The organism is Flavobacterium ajazii (genome assembly GCF_010614725.1).
GTDB classification, from domain to species: Bacteria; Bacteroidota; Bacteroidia; order Flavobacteriales; family Flavobacteriaceae; genus Flavobacterium; species Flavobacterium ajazii.
This window is the reverse complement of sequence record NZ_JAAEHL010000009.1, coordinates 27,628-47,207: the sequence shown is the minus strand read 5'-3', so window position 1 is coordinate 47,207 and position 19,580 is coordinate 27,628. Positions and strand designations below refer to the sequence as shown.

The window sequence follows — 19,580 nt, the reverse complement described above, 5'->3', positions numbered from 1 at the left end:
TGTTTTTTTGCTTTAAAGTTATGTTTTGTTTAAATTGTATGTCAAAAAAAATAATTTATGAAAAAGCTGTTTCTATTATTAATAACCGCTTGTACATTCATTTCGTGTGAAAATAAAAAAGAGCTTGATTTACAAAAGAGAGAGAAAGCGCTGGTTTTAAGAGAAGAACAATTGGCAGAGAAAGAAGCAGACTATAAATCACTCCTGCTGATGCGCGACAGTATAATTGCCGCTAAAAATGATACTATAAAAAATGATATAACCATAAAGAAATGGCCAAAAAGTCTTTATGGTACCTGGAATGGTAAATTGTTATGCAGGGAATCAAATTGTAACAATTATGTAATAGGAGATGAACGTAACGAAGTCTGGCAGTTTTTGTCTGATTCAACCGGACTGTATGCTAATGTTTTAAATAATAAAAGACTGGTACGTGTTTTTAAGGCAAAATATGCAGAGGATAAAATATTATTTGAATTCAGCAGTGATAGTATTTCAAAAAATAAAGTAAAAATGAATGTGGTTCTTGATGATATCAAAGAAAATGTTATTAAAGGTACACAGACAATAACAGGACAAAACAACTGCTCTGCCAGATTTTCTGTAGAGCTTACACTTCCTCAAAAAAAATAATGTATGTTGCTTAGTATCCAACATGTTAGCCTTCCTATTGAAGACCCGCTGTTAAAATTCCTTATCGAATTAATTATAATTCTGTGTATTCCGCTTTTGCTGAATAAAATAAAAGTACCACACCTTTTGGGACTTATAATAGCCGGAGCGGTGATAGGTCCTAACGGATTTAATGTACTTGCCAGAGATAGTAGTATTGTTGTAACCGGTACAACAGGGCTGTTGTATATCATGTTTTTGGCAGGACTGGAAATCGACATGGGAGATTTTAAAAAGAATAAATGGAAAAGCATTACTTTTTCATTATACACCTTTATAATACCCTTTGTACTCGGACTTATCGGAGGACATTTTATACTGCATTTTTCTATTTTGACAACAGTGCTGTTTGCAAGTCTTTTTTCATCACACACCCTTATTGTATATCCAATGGTAAGCAAACTGGGAGTAGCAAAAAAGATGGCGGTAAATATCACGGTAGGAGGGACCATGATCACAGATGTTCTTTCGCTTGTGGTATTGGCAGTAGTAGTAGGTATGTCACAGGGTGAGGTAGGAACTTCATTCTGGATTAAATTGTCCGTGTTTATGCTGGTTTTTGCTTTAATTGTTTTATTGGTTTTTCCAATTATAGCACGCTGGTTTTTTAAGAATGTTGAAGATAAAATTTCGCAGTACATTTTTGTAGTTGTTATGATCTATCTCGCAGCCTTACTGGCTGAATTAGCAGGAATAGAAGCTATCATAGGAGCTTTTTTTGCAGGCCTTGCATTGAATAGGCTTATACCACATACCTCGTCTCTTATGAATCGGGTAGAATTTGTCGGAAACGCTATTTTTATTCCTTTTTTTCTTATCAGCGTAGGAATGCTGATCGATTTTAATGCATTTATTCAAAGCTGGGAAACACTCGGTGTTGCTGCAGTTATGATTGTAGCTTCAATTGGAGGTAAATATGTCGCAGCAATTTGCACACAAAAAACATTTCGTTTTACAGACGATGAAGGAAAGCTTATTTTTGGAATGAGTACAGCTTCAGCGGCAGCAACCCTGGCCTCTGTGATGGTAGGATATAATATTATCTTGTCAGAAAATGAAGCCGGTGAACCAGTGAGGCTCTTAAATGAGCATGTACTTAACGGAAGTATTCTGCTCATTTTAATTTCCTGTACAATTTCATCTTTTGTTGCCATGGCCAGCGCACAGCGAATTGCTGATACTGACAAAGAAGAAACAGCGACAGGAGTTAGTGATGAAGACGAAAACATTCTGCTGGCCTTAAATCATGAAGATACTGTGGAAAAAATGGTTAATCTTTCGCTTCTCATAAGAACACAAAATAGTAGCCACAAACTTTTTGCACTAAATGTAATTAATGAAGATAAAAGCGAATCATCTTCAAAAAATGCTGAAAAACTTCTTAGTACGGCTGTAGACATGGCCGCAGGAGCAGACGTGGTATTAAATCCGATAACACGTTACGACAATAATGTAGCATCAGGTATAAATAATGTAATAAAAGAACAAAATATAACTGATCTGGTTATAGGACTTGAAGATGAAAAAAAAATTTCATCTTCATTCATTTATAACCTTTACAAAGGTTATTTAAGCAACAAGCAAATCAGTGTAATTGTTTATCATGAAGTTCAGCCTGTTTCAACAATCAAAGAATACACTGTCCTTATTCCTGTAAATACTGAAAGAGAAAATGGCTTTTTTCACTCTTTATTAAAAGTATGGAATCTCGCAAAAAACTCAGGAGCGAAAATGAATTTCTATGCAGATGAGAAAACAGCCAGAATCTTAACCAGCATAGTAAAAAAATCAAATATTGAAGCGGTATTTAACACTTTTCAAAATTGGCAGGATGCTCAAAAAACAGCTTTTACTCTACAGAAGGATGAAGGTTTGATAATTCTGATGGCTGACAGGGAAATGTATCCGTATTTTTCTAAAATAAAAGAGTTACCCGAAATTTTAAGCAGAGATCTTACTAATAACAATTATATACTTATTTATCCTTCTCTGGAGGAAAATAGTACAGTAAGCGAAAAGAGGTCTGTAAATAATCTGGATGATTTTGCAGAGATTGGTAAAATTATTGGGAAGATTTTTAAATAATTAAGGATATAAATCAGCATTCGATTAACTTGTTGTTTTTTATATTTAGGAGATTTATGTTCTGTTAAGTTTCCTAGATGAGACATTCAAACCTTTTTTATAGACTAACATTTTATCAAATAATCTTTAGAAACATAAAAAAAATGCTAGAATACAAGTTTTAACGTTTTTTATAAGTATTGAGAAGTATAGAAATATCTAACCGGTTTGTTGGCGATATTAATCACCTGGATATCTGATATATTACCTAAAAAAAGACAAAATAAATTGGAACAGAGTCAATTCTGTTCCAATTTAAATGATTTTTTGAATTATTAATTCAGTTAAGTTTCATTGATTATTCATTTTTCGTAAAATCTGCCCACTTCGACGGTTGGCTATTTCAAACATCAAAACGATTATCATTTCTGTTTTTTTAGTAAATAATATTTAAAGAAAGATTATTTATTTTGCTTGAATCAAGGATGTTATTTCAAATACATCACCAAACCTTTTAAAAGTTTCTCGAGCTATATCTACTGCTTTTGCAACATCTGATTCTGTCTGCGGGAGAACATTCAAAGCTGAGGTAAACGAAGCCCATTTCAGTCCGGATTCGGCACCATAGCCACTGAAGAAAGAAAATCCTTTTTCAATCCCTTTTTTCTGTAGCATCTGTACAATATATGGGCCTCCCATGATCGATCCTTCAAGTACATATAAAGCACCCATTGCTTGAATGGCATCTTTTACTTCAGCCGCTGTGGCTGATGGTAATTTGTCAATTGTACCGCCCAACTCCTCTATATCAGCCTTAATATAAGACGAGTTACGGCGTTCACTGTAATCAGGCAATACCGTATTGATATAAGGTGCTATTGCTTTTTCAACAGTATTAAAATAGGCATAAAAACATTTTAGTAACTCTATATAGTCTTCATTAGTACTGATGTTTTTAATACGAAGAACTACTTTTTTCTCCGTTTCCTGATGCTCCGTTTTTGTAGCCTCTTTAATTTGTGTGCTTAACATATTGATTTATTTTAATTTGTTTCCTAACTAACCGCTAAGCGGATTTTTTTCTATAGATTGCCTAATTTTAAACAAATACTTTATGAGTAATCTATCTTTTTTAAGCTGTGTTTTGCAAAACACTAAAACCTCTATTCTTTAATAAGAATAGAGGTTTTAGGTTTTTATTCTGTTACATTAATATGTGTAGATACCCTTACAGCTACAGCATTTTCATCTTCAAAAAAGATTCTGTTATAGGTCCCTGCTGGTGTACCTACTGGTACCTTAAAAGTAGCTGTATAAGCCGTACGTGAAACAATCTCTAACTGACGACGTGTACCATTAGTACCTATCGAAATAAGTACTTTATTACCAGTATCTAATTTTGTCCCTCTAATACTAAATGTATCACCTCCTTTTACTGTAAAAATAGGATTAAATAGAGAAAGAGCTACAGCAGTAGGCTCTGTAATTGTATAATTAAACCAATTCTCCTCTTTAGAATCCCTTAAAACATATTCACCGTTTTTTATACGAAAATCATATTTACCCACTGGTATATTAGTAGGCAGGTAATAATAAATCCCCCCATTTCTAAAAGGATCTCCTGCTACACCTGTACCTACTTCATTAAAATAGACAATCTCACAATCGTATTCCGTAGTTTTATCTACTGCCGAAACCAAATAGAACCTGGTTTGCTCTCTATTATACCAAAGATTATCTGCTGTAAATCCCAAATTATTCCATCCGCCTAAAGTCCCTGTAGTAATACTATTTGCATATACTTTAGGTTGTGGCTGACGGAAATCAACCTCTAAAGTATATTGCCTAGTTGTACCAGCTTCAGAAGTTACCGTGTATTTTTCACCTGTTTTAAAAGGGATTTCAACAGCTGCTTTAGGGCTTATTGCTGCTTTATCGGCTAATGTAATAGTAGGGGTTATAGTTTCAGGCATTTCATGATAACTTGTCCATAAAACCTTTATCGTATCATTAACAATAGCTGCCTGAATAGGTTCCTGGTCTTCAAACTCCTGTATGGTAAAGCTTTTTATATAGGCATCTCCTGACACATAGGTAGTATTGTATTCGGTATCGCAGGAAGTCATAAATCCTAATGCTGTAATGGCTACTGCTACAAAAGAAAAAAAGTTATTTTTATATTGATTCTGTTTCATTTTATTTTTTTATTAAGTGTTGTTTATTTAACGTCTGGTTTTTTTAAAGCATATATTTTTAACATATAAGACATTTAAGCTATTTTTAGTTATTCTAAAAGTCTTATATGAGCCTATTTAAGTTTTATCCTGCTTAAGTTTTTTTACCTTATATGACTTATATGGTTAAAAAATTAGGTACACTCCGGACTAAGACGTAATCAAAATTTAAAACGGTTCTAAATTATCTGTTCAAAAAAAGAGGACAGGCTTTTTTTATTATTTTTACAGACTCAAACTAAAGTCTGTTATTTTTTAAACTATCGGGCAGCTGTTTTTTATTAGACATTTTGCCCGAACCGCCAGCTCGGGCATTTTTTTATACTATAATACTTTAGTATAGGTATAACTTACTGTACCATAGAAAGGTGGTGTGCCAAATGTAGGTACAATGCTGGTAACTTCTATTAAATAAGCTTCTGTAATATCCCCATTTGTTTTTGTTGGATCAGAATATGCAGTTGGGTCTGTTTCGAAGTCATCTTTCCATATCACGATTTTTTTAGTAATACTAAACGCTTGTGATGCATAAGTATAATAACCTAATCCAAAGTTAAGTGAACCAATAGTTCCTTGAGCACTAACTACGTTTTGGGGTACAATCACACTGGTACAATTAGGAGACGTACCTACGTTACCTGTAGCATTCTTAACATTTATAGCAGCAGCTATAGTACTCCAGCCACTTGTACAAACATAAGAGGTATCTACCACTCCTACATACCAACCTTCTTCAGCAGGACGAATACCACTAGCATACATTCCTTCAAATTGTACAGTTGTACTACCTATTGTTTTGGTCGTTGTATTCCAAACACAATAGTCTCCCGAAGAACCTGTCAATGCTTTAGTAACAACGGCACTGTCAGATACTGGATTTTCGCAATCTGCCACTAAAGCATTTGAAGCTAAGTTAGCCTGACTGTTTACTGCTGATCGATTAGCTGAGGTACCGCCCTGTACCCCATCATCTGCTGAGTTTTGATCACAAGAAACAAAGAACATAGCAGTCATTAAAGATAATGTTAGAAATATTTTCTTCATAATTATTTACTTTACAATATTAATAATGCTGCCCGATAGTTATTAATTTTTATTTAAAGGTTACATGTCGAGTCATTTTTTTAATCATACCATAACTCTCTAACTGTACCCAGTATTGTTTAGTTTTATCTTTTATTAATTCAATATATGTTTCCGATTTAGGATCGGTAGTAAACGTCAAAGACTTACTGGTACTATTTACCTCATCCATTACATAACTTCCCCATATTTTGTTGCCATTTTCATCCACAATATATAACTTGGTCACTGAACCAGAAGGTAGAAAATTCTTACCTGACAATGTGATTATAGATTCTAATTTTGCCGTGCTAACTGCTCCCGTCGATGCATTTATAGTAGACAATTCATTTAAAACCATATCAGGGTACTGGATTACCACATTTAGTTTATATTTTGCTGTTGTACCATCGGCAGCTATTACCGTATATTCAAATGGTTTTTCACTGAAAACCGGTACTAATTCATCTGTAGAAGGTGAAATAGTGGTTCCCTGAGGAAGCTCTATTCCTACTTCCATAAACTCTAGTTCATAATAAGCAGGTAAATAGGCTGTAATAATTTTAGCTTCATGATCTATAGCACTATAAATAGCATCTTTTTTTCCTGGATTGGTAATGCCATAACTAATGATCTTGTTTTTAGTCTGGTCAATAGTGATTTCTGTCACGTCTTCCTCTTTAGTACAACTCAATAGGAATACACTAGTCATTAGTAAGAATGTGCAATAGTTTAATATTTTTCTCATTTATTTTTATTTATTTAGACTTAATCAAAATAATTAATAATATTATATTCCAAAAGAAAAGTTAATTAATCTTTCAGAAAAAGATAAAATCCCTTATTTTTAATTTCTTTTATTCAATTTATTTTTTAATTTCAAACTTAGTACTTCCTTTAGGAACAAGTACATACTCAAAGGTAAAGTACATTTTAGGTGCTGTTCTGGTAAAATCTTCACGTTTAAAAATGTTTTTATAAACTGATATCATTTTGATTTTAGCATAATCGCCTTTGGCAGTTTTTAAAATAAGAGTACGTGCTCCAACCGTCTTACCACTTTTTAATAATAATGGCTCTCCTAAAGCATAAGCAATGTGTTTATTATCATAAGCACCATCTCTCACAAGAATGCCGTCAAAATCATAAAGATACCAACCTGTTCCAGAAGCTAAATCACCATTGATATCGTTACCATAGATTCCTTTCCCTGTTTGAAATACATTATCGTTTGGAACATCAATAACATCATCAAAGTTCTGCTCTACAATATAAACACCGCCAATCGCAGCAGTTCCTGCACCTAAATTTCCACTATTTGATCCATTGTTTCCTGAAATAAAACTGCTGTATAAATCGCTAAAAGCCAGATCCCATCGGGTAGTTTTTCTATAATCAGCTGTTATCTCTTTGTTATCAACTAAGCTATAATACAAAATGCTTTTCTCAGCATAATTATCTCCATCAGCCAAAGTGTAGCCAAAGTTTTCTACTCTAAGCAGTTTATGATAATTAGTGGCTGTGGATGGAGTATCATCGTCTGTACCTGATTCCGGATTACCGCTGTCACTTGAACAGGAGGTTAAGAACAGAATACTGAAAAAAGACAATAACAATGCCTTAAACATCACATTATTTTTAAAATTGTTTTTTATTTTCATTCTTATTTAGTATTTAAATTTTTACTGCCGTCATTCTGTACATAGTATCTAAAAGTAAAGTAAGGAGCCGGCCAGTTCAGATTGGTTACCGTAGGAGGATTCCCCTGATAAGCATTAATGAGTTCCAGTTTTGCATATTTCCCGTCAGGAAGCTTTATAGCATAGGTTCTGTTTTTAATGGCTATCATAATATGAGTATTCAGGCTGTAAAAAAACCATCCGGCTGCACTTTCATTTACTGCCCATCCAATTTTATTTATTTCGCTGGCGGCAAATGCTTCATCTGATGGCGCAGTATCGACCTCAGCATATGGCTTATCAATTTTTACTACAGCACTGGTAGCAGTGCCGCCATAACCCGGATTAAATTCATAGCTTCCTTTATTAACATAAACCTCGCTGTTATAAGGCCCTGTAAAAGCAATGTCCCAATCTTTGGTTTTTAAATATTGGGCAGAATCAGCAGCATTGCGAATCCATATCTGCTTTTTATCGCTGAACCGGAAAAGAAAGGTATCAAAACCTTTTTTAGTTTTTCCATCTACTCCTTCCCCCATAGAACCGTTAGTATCTCCTGCCAAATCTTTAATGACAGTACTTTTACCATCTTCAAGTCCCGCCGAAGTATCACTATTTTCGTTATTGCTACAAGAAGTAAATGCCAGCCAAAGGGAAAGAACAGGCAGTAGTCTGTATATAATTTTTATTGTTTTCATGTTTTCATTTCGTCCCTCATTTTATTTATGGTGGTTACCACCTGGTTATTAAATTATTTTGTTTTATTCTTTATAAAATCGGTATTTTAGCCCCAGTAATAATACACGTCCCGGCTGTCCGGGCATGAGCCTGTCTGTATAATCCATAATATTATCTGCCGTAAGCTGCAGGCTTAGACGCTGTTTCATGAGTTTTTTTTCTATTGCAGCATTAAGTAAAAAATGACCTTTTACAAAAATGTCGTATTGGTCAAGAAAGCGATTGTTGTTGCTGTCTACAAAGCCGTATTTTCCACGGTAGTTAACCCTTATATTTCCTGTAATGTCCCAAGGCGTATAGTTATAGGCAGCACGAAGATTGGCCATATGACGGGAACGGTTTTCTATACCGAAATAATCCGATAATCTGGACTTGCGGAACAATCCTGTAGCATTGTCCCTAATGGAGGCATAAGCACCGGTTCCATTACTTATGCTGTCCATCACACCTCTGTCTTTGGCTATGAGGTATTGATATCCTGTACTAATATCTAATCCGGAAAGTGGTCTTATGGACAATGACATTTCTAATCCGGTATTGAAGGATTTTGGCAGATTCTGATAGGTATAAATATCTCTTACATTAGTTCCTGTCGCAACACGAATACTATTAATCTGATTCGAGATGTTATGGTAAAATGCATTGACATCGAGCTTGATGTTTTTCTTAGGAGTATAAGTAAAGCCGCCATTAAATGAAAGCGATTTTTCAGCCTGCAAGTTTTGATCCAGCTGATTGACCAGATATTCTCTTACTTCACTAATCTGCCCGTTATTTTTCATTTCTTCCAGAGTAGCTCGCAGAATTTCTGAACCAATGACCAGATAATTGGCTGTGGGATTCATAAATACCTGATAACGCTGGCGATAATCAGGAGTTTTAAAACCGCTGCCCATAGCTATTTTTAGAGTAAGTTTTGGAATAATATGATATTGAAGTCCAAGGCTGGGGTTGAGCTTACCACCGTAGCTGTTGTTGTGGTCATATCTAAAACCGCCTACGGCTTCGAATTTATCATTCATTTTCCAATCTGCCTGTAAGTAGGTAAAGCCACTCCACATACCGCCAGGGACATTAAAATTTCGGTTGTCCATTTGTTCTGAAGTACCGCCTAGTCCGGCTGTCAATTTCAAATCTGTAACTGGCGCATAAGAAAACTGCTGCTCAAAACGATGCAGCGTCTGGGCAAACTTTTCGGCACTTGTCTGTGAACCGCTTTCCTGCCATAGTATACTCATATCGGATACATATCGGGTCAGATAATATCGGCTCATGCTTCTGAGTCCATTATCGAAAAGATTGTCATAAGTAACGGAAGCATTAATATCTGTAATGTTTTGGCTGTCAGCTGCTGAATTTTGATTTTCATTATTTCCAAATATCTGCTCCATAAAAGATTTTCGTAGTGCATATCTGCCTGAAGCGCCTAAAGTGCTGTTTTCCGTAAGACGATAACGCACCCGACCCTGTAAGGTATAATCGTCATAAGGTGGTGCTGTTGTACCGCCTGACAGGAAGTTAGGGTCTGTATTGAAACCATCTGTACGGTAATAATTAGCAGATATATTGGCAGAGCCTCGCTGGTGGTGAAAAGGAGTTTCTCCTTCTAGTGTTGCATCTACAATGTGGAGTGAACCATAACGTACAGATGCCAATGCCTGCGGCTGAAATGCTCCGTGGCGGGTCACAATATTAATTGCTCCTCCCAATGCTTCACTTCCAAAAAGACAGGAAGAAGCACCTTTGATGATTTCGATTCTTTCGATATTGCTCACACTGATTCTGGAAAGATCAAAATTACCACTATTTCGTCCCACCATAGGCTGACCGTCGATAAGGATCATAACATAATCGCTTCCAAAACCCTGCATCTGAACTCCTACAGCTCTTGCACCTCCGCCAATATCATTGACTACAGCAATCCCAGTTTGTTCTTTTAATACTTCATCCAGTCTGCGGCTGCCCATCTGGGCAATGGTCTCTTTAGTTATAACTGTAACAGGCATAGCACTGCGCTGAATGTCCAGTAAATTATCTGCTTTAGTTTCCTTACTATATACCGTTACCTGTTTCAAAGTGTTTTCTTCTTCTTCTAAGATAATTTTGATATTATTTTTTTTATCAGCTTCTATCTGCACATTGCTTTGGTAAAGTTGGTGTCCAATGTAAGAAACTGTGATATTATACTCCCCTGCAATAATATTTTTGAAGGTAAAGTATCCATTTTTGTCTGTCTGAACCTGATGCATATCAGGCTGCAAAATAAGATTTGCACTAGCAATAGGCTGACCATTTTTATCCGTTATTTTTCCGGTAAGGCTTCCTCTTATAATCATTTGTGCATGAATTAAAACTGGAAATAGTAATAATGGGAACAAAAAATAAATATGTTTTATAGTGTTAAATTTCAATCTCAAAACCAGGTTATTATTTTTATTCATTCTAAACAAGAATTATTTTACAATATTACTCATAACAGTCCGTAGAAGGTTTGTTCTATCCGTTTTTTCTTTTGTTCTATCCGTTTTTTATTTACCAAAGACAAGGAAATAGTAACAGAAGAATTTATCTTTTTTAGGGTTTTAAGTATTTGATTTTTATGTGTTTGAGTGTTTTTTGATGAGTAATATTTAGGAGATTCAAATTTGTTCAATGCGTTTTTTAACAAATATTTTTATTTGTATTTAGATCAATTAAATAGTTCTTTTGCATTGATAATGATTTATAACAGTAACTATTTTAGCCATTAAAAACCTATAGAAATGAAGATGAGAATTTGGAGAAATCAGCTCCTTGGCAGCATTTTGTTTTTTTGTTCTTTCCTTATTCATGCCCAGCCTAAACGCATCATTACATTAGGCGGTGCTATTACCGAGACAGTTGCTGATCTTGGTTTTGAAAAGCAGATTATTGCCGTAGATGTTACCAGCGAATATCCGCAGCAGATAAAAAAACTGCCTAAAGTAAGTAAGAATCGTTCGGTTTCAGCTGAAGGTTTAATGGCATATCGTCCAGATTTAATTATTGCTCCCTATGGTGATGTGCCTTATGGAGTTATCCAGTCTTTAAAAGGGGCAGGAATTAAATTTATTGCAGTTAAACAGGAATATAGCGTAAAAGGAGCGTTACAATTTATTCGCGAAATAGGTATAGCACTCGGAGAGAAAGATAAAGGGAATAAACTGGCTTTGGAAACAGAAAAACGTATTGATAAAGCATTGGAGACAGTAAAACTAAATAAAAAGAAACCTAAAGTACTCTTTATATATGCCAGAGGAATGGGAACAATGACTGTGGCAGGAAAAGGCAGCAACATGGATGCTATCATTGCACTGGCAGGAGGGCGTAATGCAATACAGGAATTTAACAGATACAAAACCTATACTACAGAAGCACTTGTAAGTGCTAATCCTGATGTCCTGTTTTTGTTTGATTTTGGAATTGAGAGTCTTGGCGGCAGTAATGGATTACTTAAAATGCCCGGAGTTGCTTATACCAATGCCGGAAAAAATAAAAGAATAGCAGCTATGGATGGTCCATTGATGATCAATTTCTCAACAAGGCTGGATCAGGCTATATTAGCTCTGCATAAGGAATTTATAAAAAATTAAATAAAATAATGAGAAATAAAAAAACAATATATACCTGTTTAACTCTGGGACTTTTTATTGTTGTAGTATTTTCTTTAGGTTTGGGAGCAATGCATATTCCTGTTTTAGATGTAATTACCATACTGGCGAAAAGAATAGGGATTAACGGTTTTGCAGCTGCTGATGATCTGGCAGAAAATGTACTGCTGCATGTACGGCTCCCCAGAATAATATTGGGAGTATTAGTAGGTGCTGCTTTAGGGATATCGGGCGCTGCCATTCAAGGTATTTTTCGTAATCCTTTGGCTGAACCGGGATTAATCGGAATTTCAGCTGGGGCATCACTATTTGCAGTATTAATCATTGGAATGGAGTCGTTTTTGTTTGTTTCTTTAAGTGAATTTTTAGGTTTCTACCTACTTGCGTTTGGCGCTTTTGCCGGGGCTGGATTGGCCGCAATGTTGGTATATCAGTTTTCCAAAACAGATGGAAAACCCAATGTAGCTACTATGCTACTGGCTGGTATTGCAATAAATGCCTTAGCAGGTGCACTCACAGGATTACTAACTTATACAGCCGATGAACAGCAGCTCCGTACCATTACCTTCTGGATGCTTGGCAGTCTGGGTGGAGCAAATTGGGATATGATTATCGGTATTGCGCCATTTATTCTAATTCCGGTGTTTTTATTACCTCTTTATGGTAAAGGATTAAATTTATTTGCAATTGGGGAACATCAGGCAGAACAAATAGGAATGAATCCCGGAAAAATAAAAAACAGAGTAGTCATTCTTTCGACATTATCAGTTGGAGCTTGTGTATCAGTAACAGGAATTATTGGTTTTGTGGGATTACTGGTTCCTCATATTATCCGATTAATAGGAGGGGCAGACCATCGACTGGTTTTACCCGCATCGGCACTTTTAGGAGCCTTAGTACTTACCGTATCAGACATGCTGGCAAGAGTATTGGTTGCTCCGGTTGAGTTGCCTATTGGTGTAATTACGGCACTATTAGGAGCTCCTATATTCCTTTACATATTATATAAAGACAAAAAGAAGATATTGCAATAATTACTATTAAGGAAAGTCTATGTTAAGAGTAGAATCAATTAGTTATAAAATTAATAACAGATATTTACTGAAGGATATTACCTTCAGCATTCGAAAAGGAGAAATGGTAGCAATATTGGGCGCTAATGGAGCGGGAAAATCTACACTGATGAAAATACTGTGCAGAGAAAAACAACCCTCTGAAGGGCGAGTAGTTTATGATGCTAAAAACTTAGATGATTATTCGGCAAAGGAACTTGCCAGTAAACGCGCTACTTTATACCAACAAAATACGGTGAGTCTGGCCTTTACCGTTGAGGAAATTGTATTGATGGGACGCTATGTCAAAGAAAAAGACAATACTAATATATCCAATGAGCTTGTACTTAAAGAAACTATGGAAATCTGTGGTGTGAGCCATCTGGCAGATCGTTCAATGCTTACGCTCTCAGGTGGAGAACAGCAAAGGGTACACCTGGCAAGAGTTTTGGCTCAAGTATGGGATAATAAGGAGGCCTTATTATTATTAGATGAGCCAGTTTCAAGTATGGATATGCTCTATCAACATCAGACTTTAGCAATAGCCAATGCATTGACAAAAAAAGGTTTTATGGTAGTGTGTGTACTGCACGAAATTAATCTGGCCGCACAATATGCAGACCGTGTTATTATGCTTAAAGGAGGAAGAAAGTGGTGGGACGGTGCTCCCGAAGAAGTTTTGACAAACCGAAATATATTTACTGCTTTTGGTGTACATACTCAGGTACATACTGATCCGAGGACTTTACTAACGCAAATCACACCCAACGGCTTCAAGTTAGATGCGGCTGTATTCAATTCTAATCTGGCAGCATCTCATAATAAGCGTTCACTCAAAGAACGGTTTATTTCGTATCGCGATGAATATCCAGCCAAACCATTATGGCAGATAGCAGAAATTCTGGGAGTCACTCCGGCAGAAATAATGTTTGCCGGACTAGGCGACAATGTAATTTTGCTGCGTCCAGAAATGGACGCTATACTGCAGCGAATAGAAGGGTTAGGACTGGTGAAAGCGGTGACTTATAATGAACACTGTGAAGCAGAACGAATAGGTGTTTACCGAAATTTTTCAAAAGAGGGATATACAACACTTTTCTTAGGAGAAGATATTGATCTTCGAATTTTTGCAGATAGATGGAAGATAGCCTTGGCTGTAGAAGATAGAGGTAAAGAAAGCCTACAGTTTTTTGACTGTAACGGAAAAGCTCTGCACCAAATTTATTTAACAGGAGGGAGCTACAGACAGGTTTATTTAGATTTGATAGCGGAATTTAAGCAAAAAGACCAATCTGCTCCTTTATTAGAAAAGACGGAACAAAAAGAAAGGGAGGAAAAACGTGATGCCGAAATTGATATCAGCGATTTTCATCAGGCATGGAATAATATGCTGGATACTCATGAATTCTATGGTTTACTAAAACGTTTTGGATTAACACGTACCCAGGCATTAAGACTGGCGCCGCCAAGCAGAGCAGTACAGGTAAGTTTAGAATCTTTTCGTCGTACTATTTTAAATTGTTCAGACATTGAAGTTCCGGTTATGATGTTTACTGCCAATGAAGGATGCGTACAGATTAATACAGGACAATTATGCAATGTCAACAGTAACGGACCCTGGTTAAATCTTTCAGAAAGATCCGGAGGAGAAACCAGACTGAATGAAGATGATGTTCATAGTGTATGGCATGTAGTTAAACCAACTGTTGATGGTGATGTTAATTCTTTAGAATTGTATGGTGCAAATGGCAATATGATTGTTCAGTTTTTTGGTGAACGTAAACCTGGTATTCCAGAATTAGAGAGCTGGAAGAAAGTATTGATAAATAACCTGAGTTAAGATGTTCAGGCTAAAGTCTAACTTCACTTGGAGGTAGTCCATAATAACGTTTAAAAGCATTGGTAAAACTGGCCTGATGCTTAAAACCAACCATTGTGCCTACTTCATACATATTGTTTTTCTTTTCTTCTGTGATGAGTCTGCGTGCCTCTACCATACGTATTCGGGTAACGAAATCATAAATGGTAGTGCCGAAATATTTCTTAAAACCAGTACGCATTTTAGATTCATTAATCAAGGCTGATCTGGCGAGTTCTTTTTGTGTAGGCGGATTTACATAATTCCGTTCTAATAGCTCACGAACAGTTTCCAGTTTTTCGATATCTTCTTCATGTAATACTTCTTTATCATTGTGAAGATACTGACCAAATTGTTCTAATTGAAACATAATCAGCTCCATGATTCTGGTATCGATAAACATTCTTTTAAGATGGCCTTCATGTTTACATTCCTTAATACTGTTTATCGAATGACGCATTTCTGGTGTAACATACAAATCTCCTTCAATAAATGAAGTACTGACACCTTTTTCCATCTGCCTTACAAAATCTTCGTGCAGAGGTGATGCTGTATCTACTAAATTGAAATAATAATCTTTTGAGAGTACAATAAGAAAATAAACATACTCCAATTCAGGTTTAATTTCATGCGACTCTTTTCCTGAAGGAATATAACGAATATTATGATGACTGTGTCCATATCCGTTTCCCTTAACAGTATTGCTATTTTTCTCTTTGCTAAAAATGAACTGGCAGGCAATCGCATCTCCTTCTACTTCTGATTCAATTTTTACAGCTTCACTAAAACTCATTTCAGAATGAAGCAGGAACATGCCGTTTGTAGATAGCTGATAATTTTTCATATCAACCGGTAAATGCTTGATACTGATCTGACGTTCGGACAGCCTATGTCCCGCCACATATTTTTCAGGGATTTCTTCCAGAAAAAGCCATTCATTATAATTTTCTATTTTAGCTCTGATTAGCATATCTCTATTGGTTTTATGCGGTAGTATCACTTGTTGAAGTAATACAAATATATGTTTTTATTTATAAGGGTTCTAAATAATGTTTAAATATATCAACATTTTTTATATCCAATAAGGTTGGATGTGCTATGCGGATGTCTTTTGACGAACTATGAAAGTCCACATAAAAATAAACATTATTACAAATGCCAGAAATGTAAGAATGCAAACTTCAATGCACTGACGGCTCCAAATTCCAAACGGAAGAGCTTAATAATTCTTTTGAAAAGCTATAGGCCAGATATTCTCTAAGTTCTCAATTTGTTGAACTTTTCAAACTGCAACTGGATAAACTTTTTGATATTATGGAAAGTGAAAGCAGGGAAGAAATGGATGTTTTTTTGATCAAGAAAAAGGATTTAGAAATTAAAATTGAAAATTAGGATAGACGTTATTTTGGTAATCCAAATTTCCGTGATTAGAAATATAATATATACCTACAAACAATTTGAGAAGGAATTAGGAGAAGTCAAGGAACAGGTAATGGCCGGCAACAGAAAAAAATATCTAACCACAAAATTTATATTGATAAGGTAGTAGAAAAAGTTTCAAATATTATTAAATACAGAGGAGAGAGATTGAGAGTAAAATAAGAATGCAGAATTTGGTGTTTCCGGAGGGATTGTCAATTATGTTTGAAAACAGGGAGTATCTAACCGGCAGAATAAAATCTATTTTTGACTTAGTCCTAACGTTTATGGGCATTGATAGAGGTGATAAAAAAATAAAAATTGTTGTTATAGCAAAAATTTGTTTTGGTTGTGGAGACAGCATAATTTTTAGGAACAAAATCAGACACATAAGAATTTGAGCAAAGTAGCGATTATGCAAAAAAAAACACTCAAACTGACGTTTTTGATAATTTCACCTAACGGGTTTAATTAGATGATAACCTAACTATTTGAAGGAGTTCAACTATTATGAACTTTGTATTATCTCAAAAACAAGTTCCATTTTATAATATGGAACGTGTTTTTTTATAACTGCCTGATTCTCTTTTCTAAATTTGATAGTAGTAAAAAATGCTGGTTATACCCCGTTTAGAGTATCTAAAGAAACTAGGGGATAATGGAGCCCAAGCAGGAAGCGACGCACTAGGACAGCAATTAGGCTGGAGAGGAGATGAAACGTATGTTGCAACTGTTCCGGCTATTTATGACTTATGGCAGGATCCACAGGAGCGTTATGATTTATTTATGAATAGTTTTACAGAGAAAACATGGACGTTCCCGGTCTTCAATAAAGCAATTCAGGATTTGATAAAAACCTACATTCAATGCCCTCCTAGACAATTGCAAGGCGAAACTTATATGGGTAATGAAAGTATTGCCAGATTTAGAAATATCCAGGAAGCTAAAAAAATGCTTGAAGAAAAAGATATGAAACTACCTGAAGATGTAAAATATTAAGAAATACAAACTCTAAGGCTGAAAAGCTGAAATATATAGTTTCACCTTTTTTTACTATAGTGTATTAAGTTGACTATTTGCAATGAAAAGATATTTTAGAAAATAAAATATTTTGATAAACAGTAGTTTAATATTGAATAATTAATGATATAATTGAATCATCACGGCCGTAGTCATTAATCATACTTAACTAAAATCTAAATATGTCTCTACCTAAAGAATTACATAGTTCAAAACTAAAACAGTATATGGAGTCTATAAAAATAATGTATCTAATTGATGACAGGTTTAAAATGATCTGTGATCAATATTGCGTAAGTAAAATGAAGGCAGAAAGAAATAAGCAAAAAAGCGATAAATATCTATACCAGCAGCTGGAAAACGAAAACTTATCACAGGAATTAGAAGAGGAGATTTTATTTTATATTCTTAAGAATATTTAGTGTTACACTTTTCGCTGCTTTTAAACTAATACGTTTTTAATCCTGATTATATCTGATTAAAATTGAAATAAAAGCTTTTTAATCTTAATTTATCAATATTATGAAAAAATTCTTTAAACAGGCTGAGCGAAATTTTATCTCCGGAGCGCTGGTACTGCTTCCTTTAATTGTTTTTTTTGTTATAATGCAGAAAATCTGGTCATTCTTCCAGACTTATGGAGAAAAAGCGGCTCATTTTCTGCGGCTGGATGATATATTAGGTATTGCTGCAAGAGATATTGTGGGCGGTTTCTTTTTAGTGGTATTGTTCTATTTCAGTGGTTATTTAATGCGGCTGGCTTTTTTGAAAAAGTTTACCAGCTGGATTGACAATCAATTAATGATTTTTCTGCCGGGTTATGAGAAAAATAAAAAGATAGCGGAAGAGAAATTAAATGCCAAAGTAAAAAAAAGCAATACTGATCTTCCAATATTGCTAAAATTCGGAGAGTACTGGCAGCCTGCGCTTTTGAAAGAGGAGTCAGATCAGGAAAAAGCCGTTGTTTTTGTTCCAACTGTACCTTTTTCAGATCATGGACAAATTTATATAGTAAATTCAGATCTTATAAAAAGGCTGCCGCATACTTCAGTAGAAGATTTTAATGCATCATTAAAGTCATGCGGCAAAGGAATTTTAGATTTTAATTAATGAAAAATCCACCAACAATGGTTTTTGAGATTATTACTCAAAGTTTTTCCTTAAATCTATTATAGTCTGATTTGGAACATCCAGATTTACAAATCCTCTTCGTGGTCTGTCTAAATCCAGTGTAAATAAAACAACCAAAGAAACTAACAGACAAAATCCAATCTGCACTAACCAGTCAATTTTACCATTACGCCCTTCAGAATACCCACTGTAAAAGGCAATTATAATGGACAGAAAAAACAACATGACCAGAATGCTTTGCGGAACTTTTGCCTTCTCTCCTGAAAGACGGGATGTGGTTACATCAATCATGGTATTTAGCGCAGGAATCATTTGCTGGGTTGCAGCCAGGTTATCAGGATCTTTCGAAAGATTGGCTGCCCGTTTCCATAATTTTGCTGATATGACCTGAGACAGGCTGTCGGCTTTTAAAATTCCTTTTAAATCAGGACCTGTTTCGTAATAGGATATTCGAACTTCTACATACTCTTTAAAATCTTTGCGGAATAATGTTCGTATTGAATCCGGATACAAATCACTTCGCAATATGGCAGTACCAATGTCATTTGCTTCTTCCACAACGATTTTTCTTCGTGAATCGTAACGATCACCACTCATGCCAAATGTAAAGGCTAATAAGAAAAAAAGTAGTGCAATAAGTGCTGAAGTTTCAGTAGATTTTTCTTTGGATGGTTTTTTACTCCGAATATAACTTCCTGTTTTTTTCCCTATAAAACTAGAAATTACCATTAATGTAAAAAGTAGCAGGGCAATTACCCAGGCTTCAGTCTGAATTAGTGAATATTTATTCATAATTAATTGATTTTTTATTTCGACATGGAGTTATTTTTTGTTTCAAATAGTAAAAGAAAAAACAGCATTGCTATTCAAAAATAGATATAAAAACAGGCATATTGTTTAAATACTATAAAATTCGGTTTCATTTTATAATATGAAACGCATTTTTGTTTTAAGATTCTTTTCACACTTTATTAAGCCTTACTTTTAGATTTTTATTACTTCTCTTACTTTTTTATCAAAGC

General features: G+C 35.0%; 17 protein-coding genes. 8 read left to right on the top strand and 9 right to left on the bottom strand.

Translation table 11 applies throughout. The features are described from left to right. Nucleotides 1-57 precede the first annotated feature (57 nt). Together GWR14_RS16475 and GWR14_RS16470 are read left to right on the top strand one after the other, a co-directional pair. A complete protein-coding gene (locus tag GWR14_RS16475) occupies nucleotides 58-633 on the top strand; it encodes a hypothetical protein (RefSeq protein ID WP_163410177.1) in 576 nt (191 codons plus the stop codon). A gap of 3 nt (nucleotides 634-636) precedes the next feature. After that, entirely contained in the window at nucleotides 637-2,757 is a 2,121-nt protein-coding gene (locus GWR14_RS16470; protein ID WP_163410176.1) for a cation:proton antiporter, read from the top strand. 444 nt (nucleotides 2,758-3,201) lie between these two features. On the opposite strand, the gene GWR14_RS16465 is transcribed toward GWR14_RS16470, so the two are convergent. The 7 genes from GWR14_RS16465 to GWR14_RS16435 all read right to left on the bottom strand — a co-directional run bounded on the left by GWR14_RS16465 (nucleotide 3,202) and on the right by GWR14_RS16435 (nucleotide 10,785). Beyond that, complete coding sequence (locus GWR14_RS16465) at nucleotides 3,202-3,768, bottom strand: biliverdin-producing heme oxygenase (protein WP_163410175.1); 567 nt, start codon at nucleotides 3,766-3,768, stop codon at nucleotides 3,202-3,204. A gap of 164 nt (nucleotides 3,769-3,932) precedes the next feature. After that, a complete protein-coding gene (locus GWR14_RS16460) occupies nucleotides 3,933-4,931 on the bottom strand; it encodes a hypothetical protein (RefSeq protein WP_163410174.1) in 999 nt (332 codons plus the stop codon). Nucleotides 4,932-5,294: 363 nt separating this feature from the next. Continuing rightward, the gene (locus GWR14_RS16455) at nucleotides 5,295-6,014 is read right to left on the bottom strand and encodes a hypothetical protein (RefSeq protein ID WP_163410173.1); all 720 of its coding nucleotides are present in this window, start codon (nucleotides 6,012-6,014) and stop codon (nucleotides 5,295-5,297) included. A 49-nt stretch (nucleotides 6,015-6,063) separates the two neighbouring features. After that, on the bottom strand, nucleotides 6,064-6,744 hold the full coding sequence (locus tag GWR14_RS16450; RefSeq protein ID WP_163410172.1) for a hypothetical protein: 681 nt from the start codon (nucleotides 6,742-6,744) through the stop codon (nucleotides 6,064-6,066). A 154-nt stretch (nucleotides 6,745-6,898) separates the two neighbouring features. Then, nucleotides 6,899-7,693, bottom strand: a complete 795-nt coding sequence (locus GWR14_RS16445; protein WP_163410171.1) for an HmuY family protein — start codon at nucleotides 7,691-7,693, stop codon at nucleotides 6,899-6,901. Between the two features lie 2 nt (nucleotides 7,694-7,695). Then, nucleotides 7,696-8,409 carry an HmuY family protein gene (locus tag GWR14_RS16440; RefSeq protein ID WP_163410170.1) on the bottom strand — a complete coding sequence of 238 codons (714 nt, stop codon included), beginning with the start codon at nucleotides 8,407-8,409 and terminating at the stop codon, nucleotides 7,696-7,698. 63 nt (nucleotides 8,410-8,472) lie between these two features. Further along, on the bottom strand, nucleotides 8,473-10,785 hold the full coding sequence (locus GWR14_RS16435) for a TonB-dependent receptor (RefSeq protein WP_223150978.1): 2,313 nt from the start codon (nucleotides 10,783-10,785) through the stop codon (nucleotides 8,473-8,475). A gap of 426 nt (nucleotides 10,786-11,211) precedes the next feature. Between GWR14_RS16435 and GWR14_RS16430 the strand changes: the two genes are divergently transcribed. The 3 genes from GWR14_RS16430 to GWR14_RS16420 are packed head-to-tail and all read left to right on the top strand — an operon-like array spanning nucleotide 11,212 to nucleotide 14,970. Continuing rightward, nucleotides 11,212-12,060: a heme/hemin ABC transporter substrate-binding protein gene (locus GWR14_RS16430; protein ID WP_163410168.1), complete on the top strand. Its 849-nt coding sequence runs from the start codon at nucleotides 11,212-11,214 to the stop codon at nucleotides 12,058-12,060. An 8-nt stretch (nucleotides 12,061-12,068) separates the two neighbouring features. Continuing rightward, a complete protein-coding gene (locus GWR14_RS16425; RefSeq protein ID WP_163410167.1) occupies nucleotides 12,069-13,112 on the top strand; it encodes a FecCD family ABC transporter permease in 1,044 nt (347 codons plus the stop codon). Between the two features lie 19 nt (nucleotides 13,113-13,131). Beyond that, the gene (locus GWR14_RS16420; protein ID WP_163410166.1) at nucleotides 13,132-14,970 is read left to right on the top strand and encodes a heme ABC transporter ATP-binding protein; all 1,839 of its coding nucleotides are present in this window, start codon (nucleotides 13,132-13,134) and stop codon (nucleotides 14,968-14,970) included. Nucleotides 14,971-14,980: 10 nt separating this feature from the next. Here the strand turns inward: GWR14_RS16420 and GWR14_RS16415 are convergent, their stop codons facing one another. After that, nucleotides 14,981-15,958: a helix-turn-helix transcriptional regulator gene (locus GWR14_RS16415; protein ID WP_163410165.1), complete on the bottom strand. Its 978-nt coding sequence runs from the start codon at nucleotides 15,956-15,958 to the stop codon at nucleotides 14,981-14,983. Nucleotides 15,959-17,019: 1,061 nt separating this feature from the next. Between GWR14_RS16415 and GWR14_RS16410 the strand changes: the two genes are divergently transcribed. The 3 genes from GWR14_RS16410 to GWR14_RS16400 all read left to right on the top strand — a co-directional run bounded on the left by GWR14_RS16410 (nucleotide 17,020) and on the right by GWR14_RS16400 (nucleotide 18,537). Further along, nucleotides 17,020-17,406: an arylsulfatase gene (locus GWR14_RS16410; RefSeq protein ID WP_163410164.1), complete on the top strand. Its 387-nt coding sequence runs from the start codon at nucleotides 17,020-17,022 to the stop codon at nucleotides 17,404-17,406. A gap of 248 nt (nucleotides 17,407-17,654) precedes the next feature. Next, nucleotides 17,655-17,849: a hypothetical protein gene (locus GWR14_RS16405; RefSeq protein WP_246236331.1), complete on the top strand. Its 195-nt coding sequence runs from the start codon at nucleotides 17,655-17,657 to the stop codon at nucleotides 17,847-17,849. Between the two features lie 100 nt (nucleotides 17,850-17,949). Beyond that, complete coding sequence (locus tag GWR14_RS16400; RefSeq protein WP_163410162.1) at nucleotides 17,950-18,537, top strand: DUF502 domain-containing protein; 588 nt, start codon at nucleotides 17,950-17,952, stop codon at nucleotides 18,535-18,537. 33 nt (nucleotides 18,538-18,570) lie between these two features. On the opposite strand, the gene GWR14_RS16395 is transcribed toward GWR14_RS16400, so the two are convergent. Then, nucleotides 18,571-19,350: a bestrophin-like domain gene (locus tag GWR14_RS16395; RefSeq protein ID WP_163410161.1), complete on the bottom strand. Its 780-nt coding sequence runs from the start codon at nucleotides 19,348-19,350 to the stop codon at nucleotides 18,571-18,573. Nucleotides 19,351-19,580 lie beyond the last annotated feature (230 nt).

Excerpts from the sequence above, each read along its gene's own strand:
- GWR14_RS16475 (WP_163410177.1), top strand. The coding sequence starts at position 58 with ATGAAAAAGCTGTTTCTATTATTAATAACCGCTTGTACATTCATTTCG.
- GWR14_RS16455 (WP_163410173.1), bottom strand. The coding sequence starts at position 6,014 with ATGAAGAAAATATTTCTAACATTATCTTTAATGACTGCTATGTTCTTT.
- GWR14_RS16400 (WP_163410162.1), top strand. The coding sequence starts at position 17,950 with ATGAAAAAATTCTTTAAACAGGCTGAGCGAAATTTTATCTCCGGAGCG.
- GWR14_RS16465 (WP_163410175.1), bottom strand. The coding sequence starts at position 3,768 with ATGTTAAGCACACAAATTAAAGAGGCTACAAAAACGGAGCATCAGGAA.
- GWR14_RS16405 (WP_246236331.1), top strand. The coding sequence starts at position 17,655 with ATGGAGTCTATAAAAATAATGTATCTAATTGATGACAGGTTTAAAATG.
- GWR14_RS16415 (WP_163410165.1), bottom strand. The coding sequence starts at position 15,958 with ATGCTAATCAGAGCTAAAATAGAAAATTATAATGAATGGCTTTTTCTG.
- GWR14_RS16430 (WP_163410168.1), top strand. The coding sequence starts at position 11,212 with ATGAAGATGAGAATTTGGAGAAATCAGCTCCTTGGCAGCATTTTGTTT.
- GWR14_RS16425 (WP_163410167.1), top strand. The coding sequence starts at position 12,069 with ATGAGAAATAAAAAAACAATATATACCTGTTTAACTCTGGGACTTTTT.
- GWR14_RS16420 (WP_163410166.1), top strand. The coding sequence starts at position 13,132 with ATGTTAAGAGTAGAATCAATTAGTTATAAAATTAATAACAGATATTTA.
- GWR14_RS16435 (WP_223150978.1), bottom strand. The coding sequence starts at position 10,785 with ATGATTATAAGAGGAAGCCTTACCGGAAAAATAACGGATAAAAATGGT.
- GWR14_RS16445 (WP_163410171.1), bottom strand. The coding sequence starts at position 7,693 with ATGAAAATAAAAAACAATTTTAAAAATAATGTGATGTTTAAGGCATTG.
- GWR14_RS16395 (WP_163410161.1), bottom strand. The coding sequence starts at position 19,350 with ATGAATAAATATTCACTAATTCAGACTGAAGCCTGGGTAATTGCCCTG.
- GWR14_RS16460 (WP_163410174.1), bottom strand. The coding sequence starts at position 4,931 with ATGAAACAGAATCAATATAAAAATAACTTTTTTTCTTTTGTAGCAGTA.
- GWR14_RS16470 (WP_163410176.1), top strand. The coding sequence starts at position 637 with ATGTTGCTTAGTATCCAACATGTTAGCCTTCCTATTGAAGACCCGCTG.
- GWR14_RS16450 (WP_163410172.1), bottom strand. The coding sequence starts at position 6,744 with ATGACTAGTGTATTCCTATTGAGTTGTACTAAAGAGGAAGACGTGACA.
- GWR14_RS16410 (WP_163410164.1), top strand. The coding sequence starts at position 17,020 with ATGCTGGTTATACCCCGTTTAGAGTATCTAAAGAAACTAGGGGATAAT.
- GWR14_RS16440 (WP_163410170.1), bottom strand. The coding sequence starts at position 8,409 with ATGAAAACAATAAAAATTATATACAGACTACTGCCTGTTCTTTCCCTT.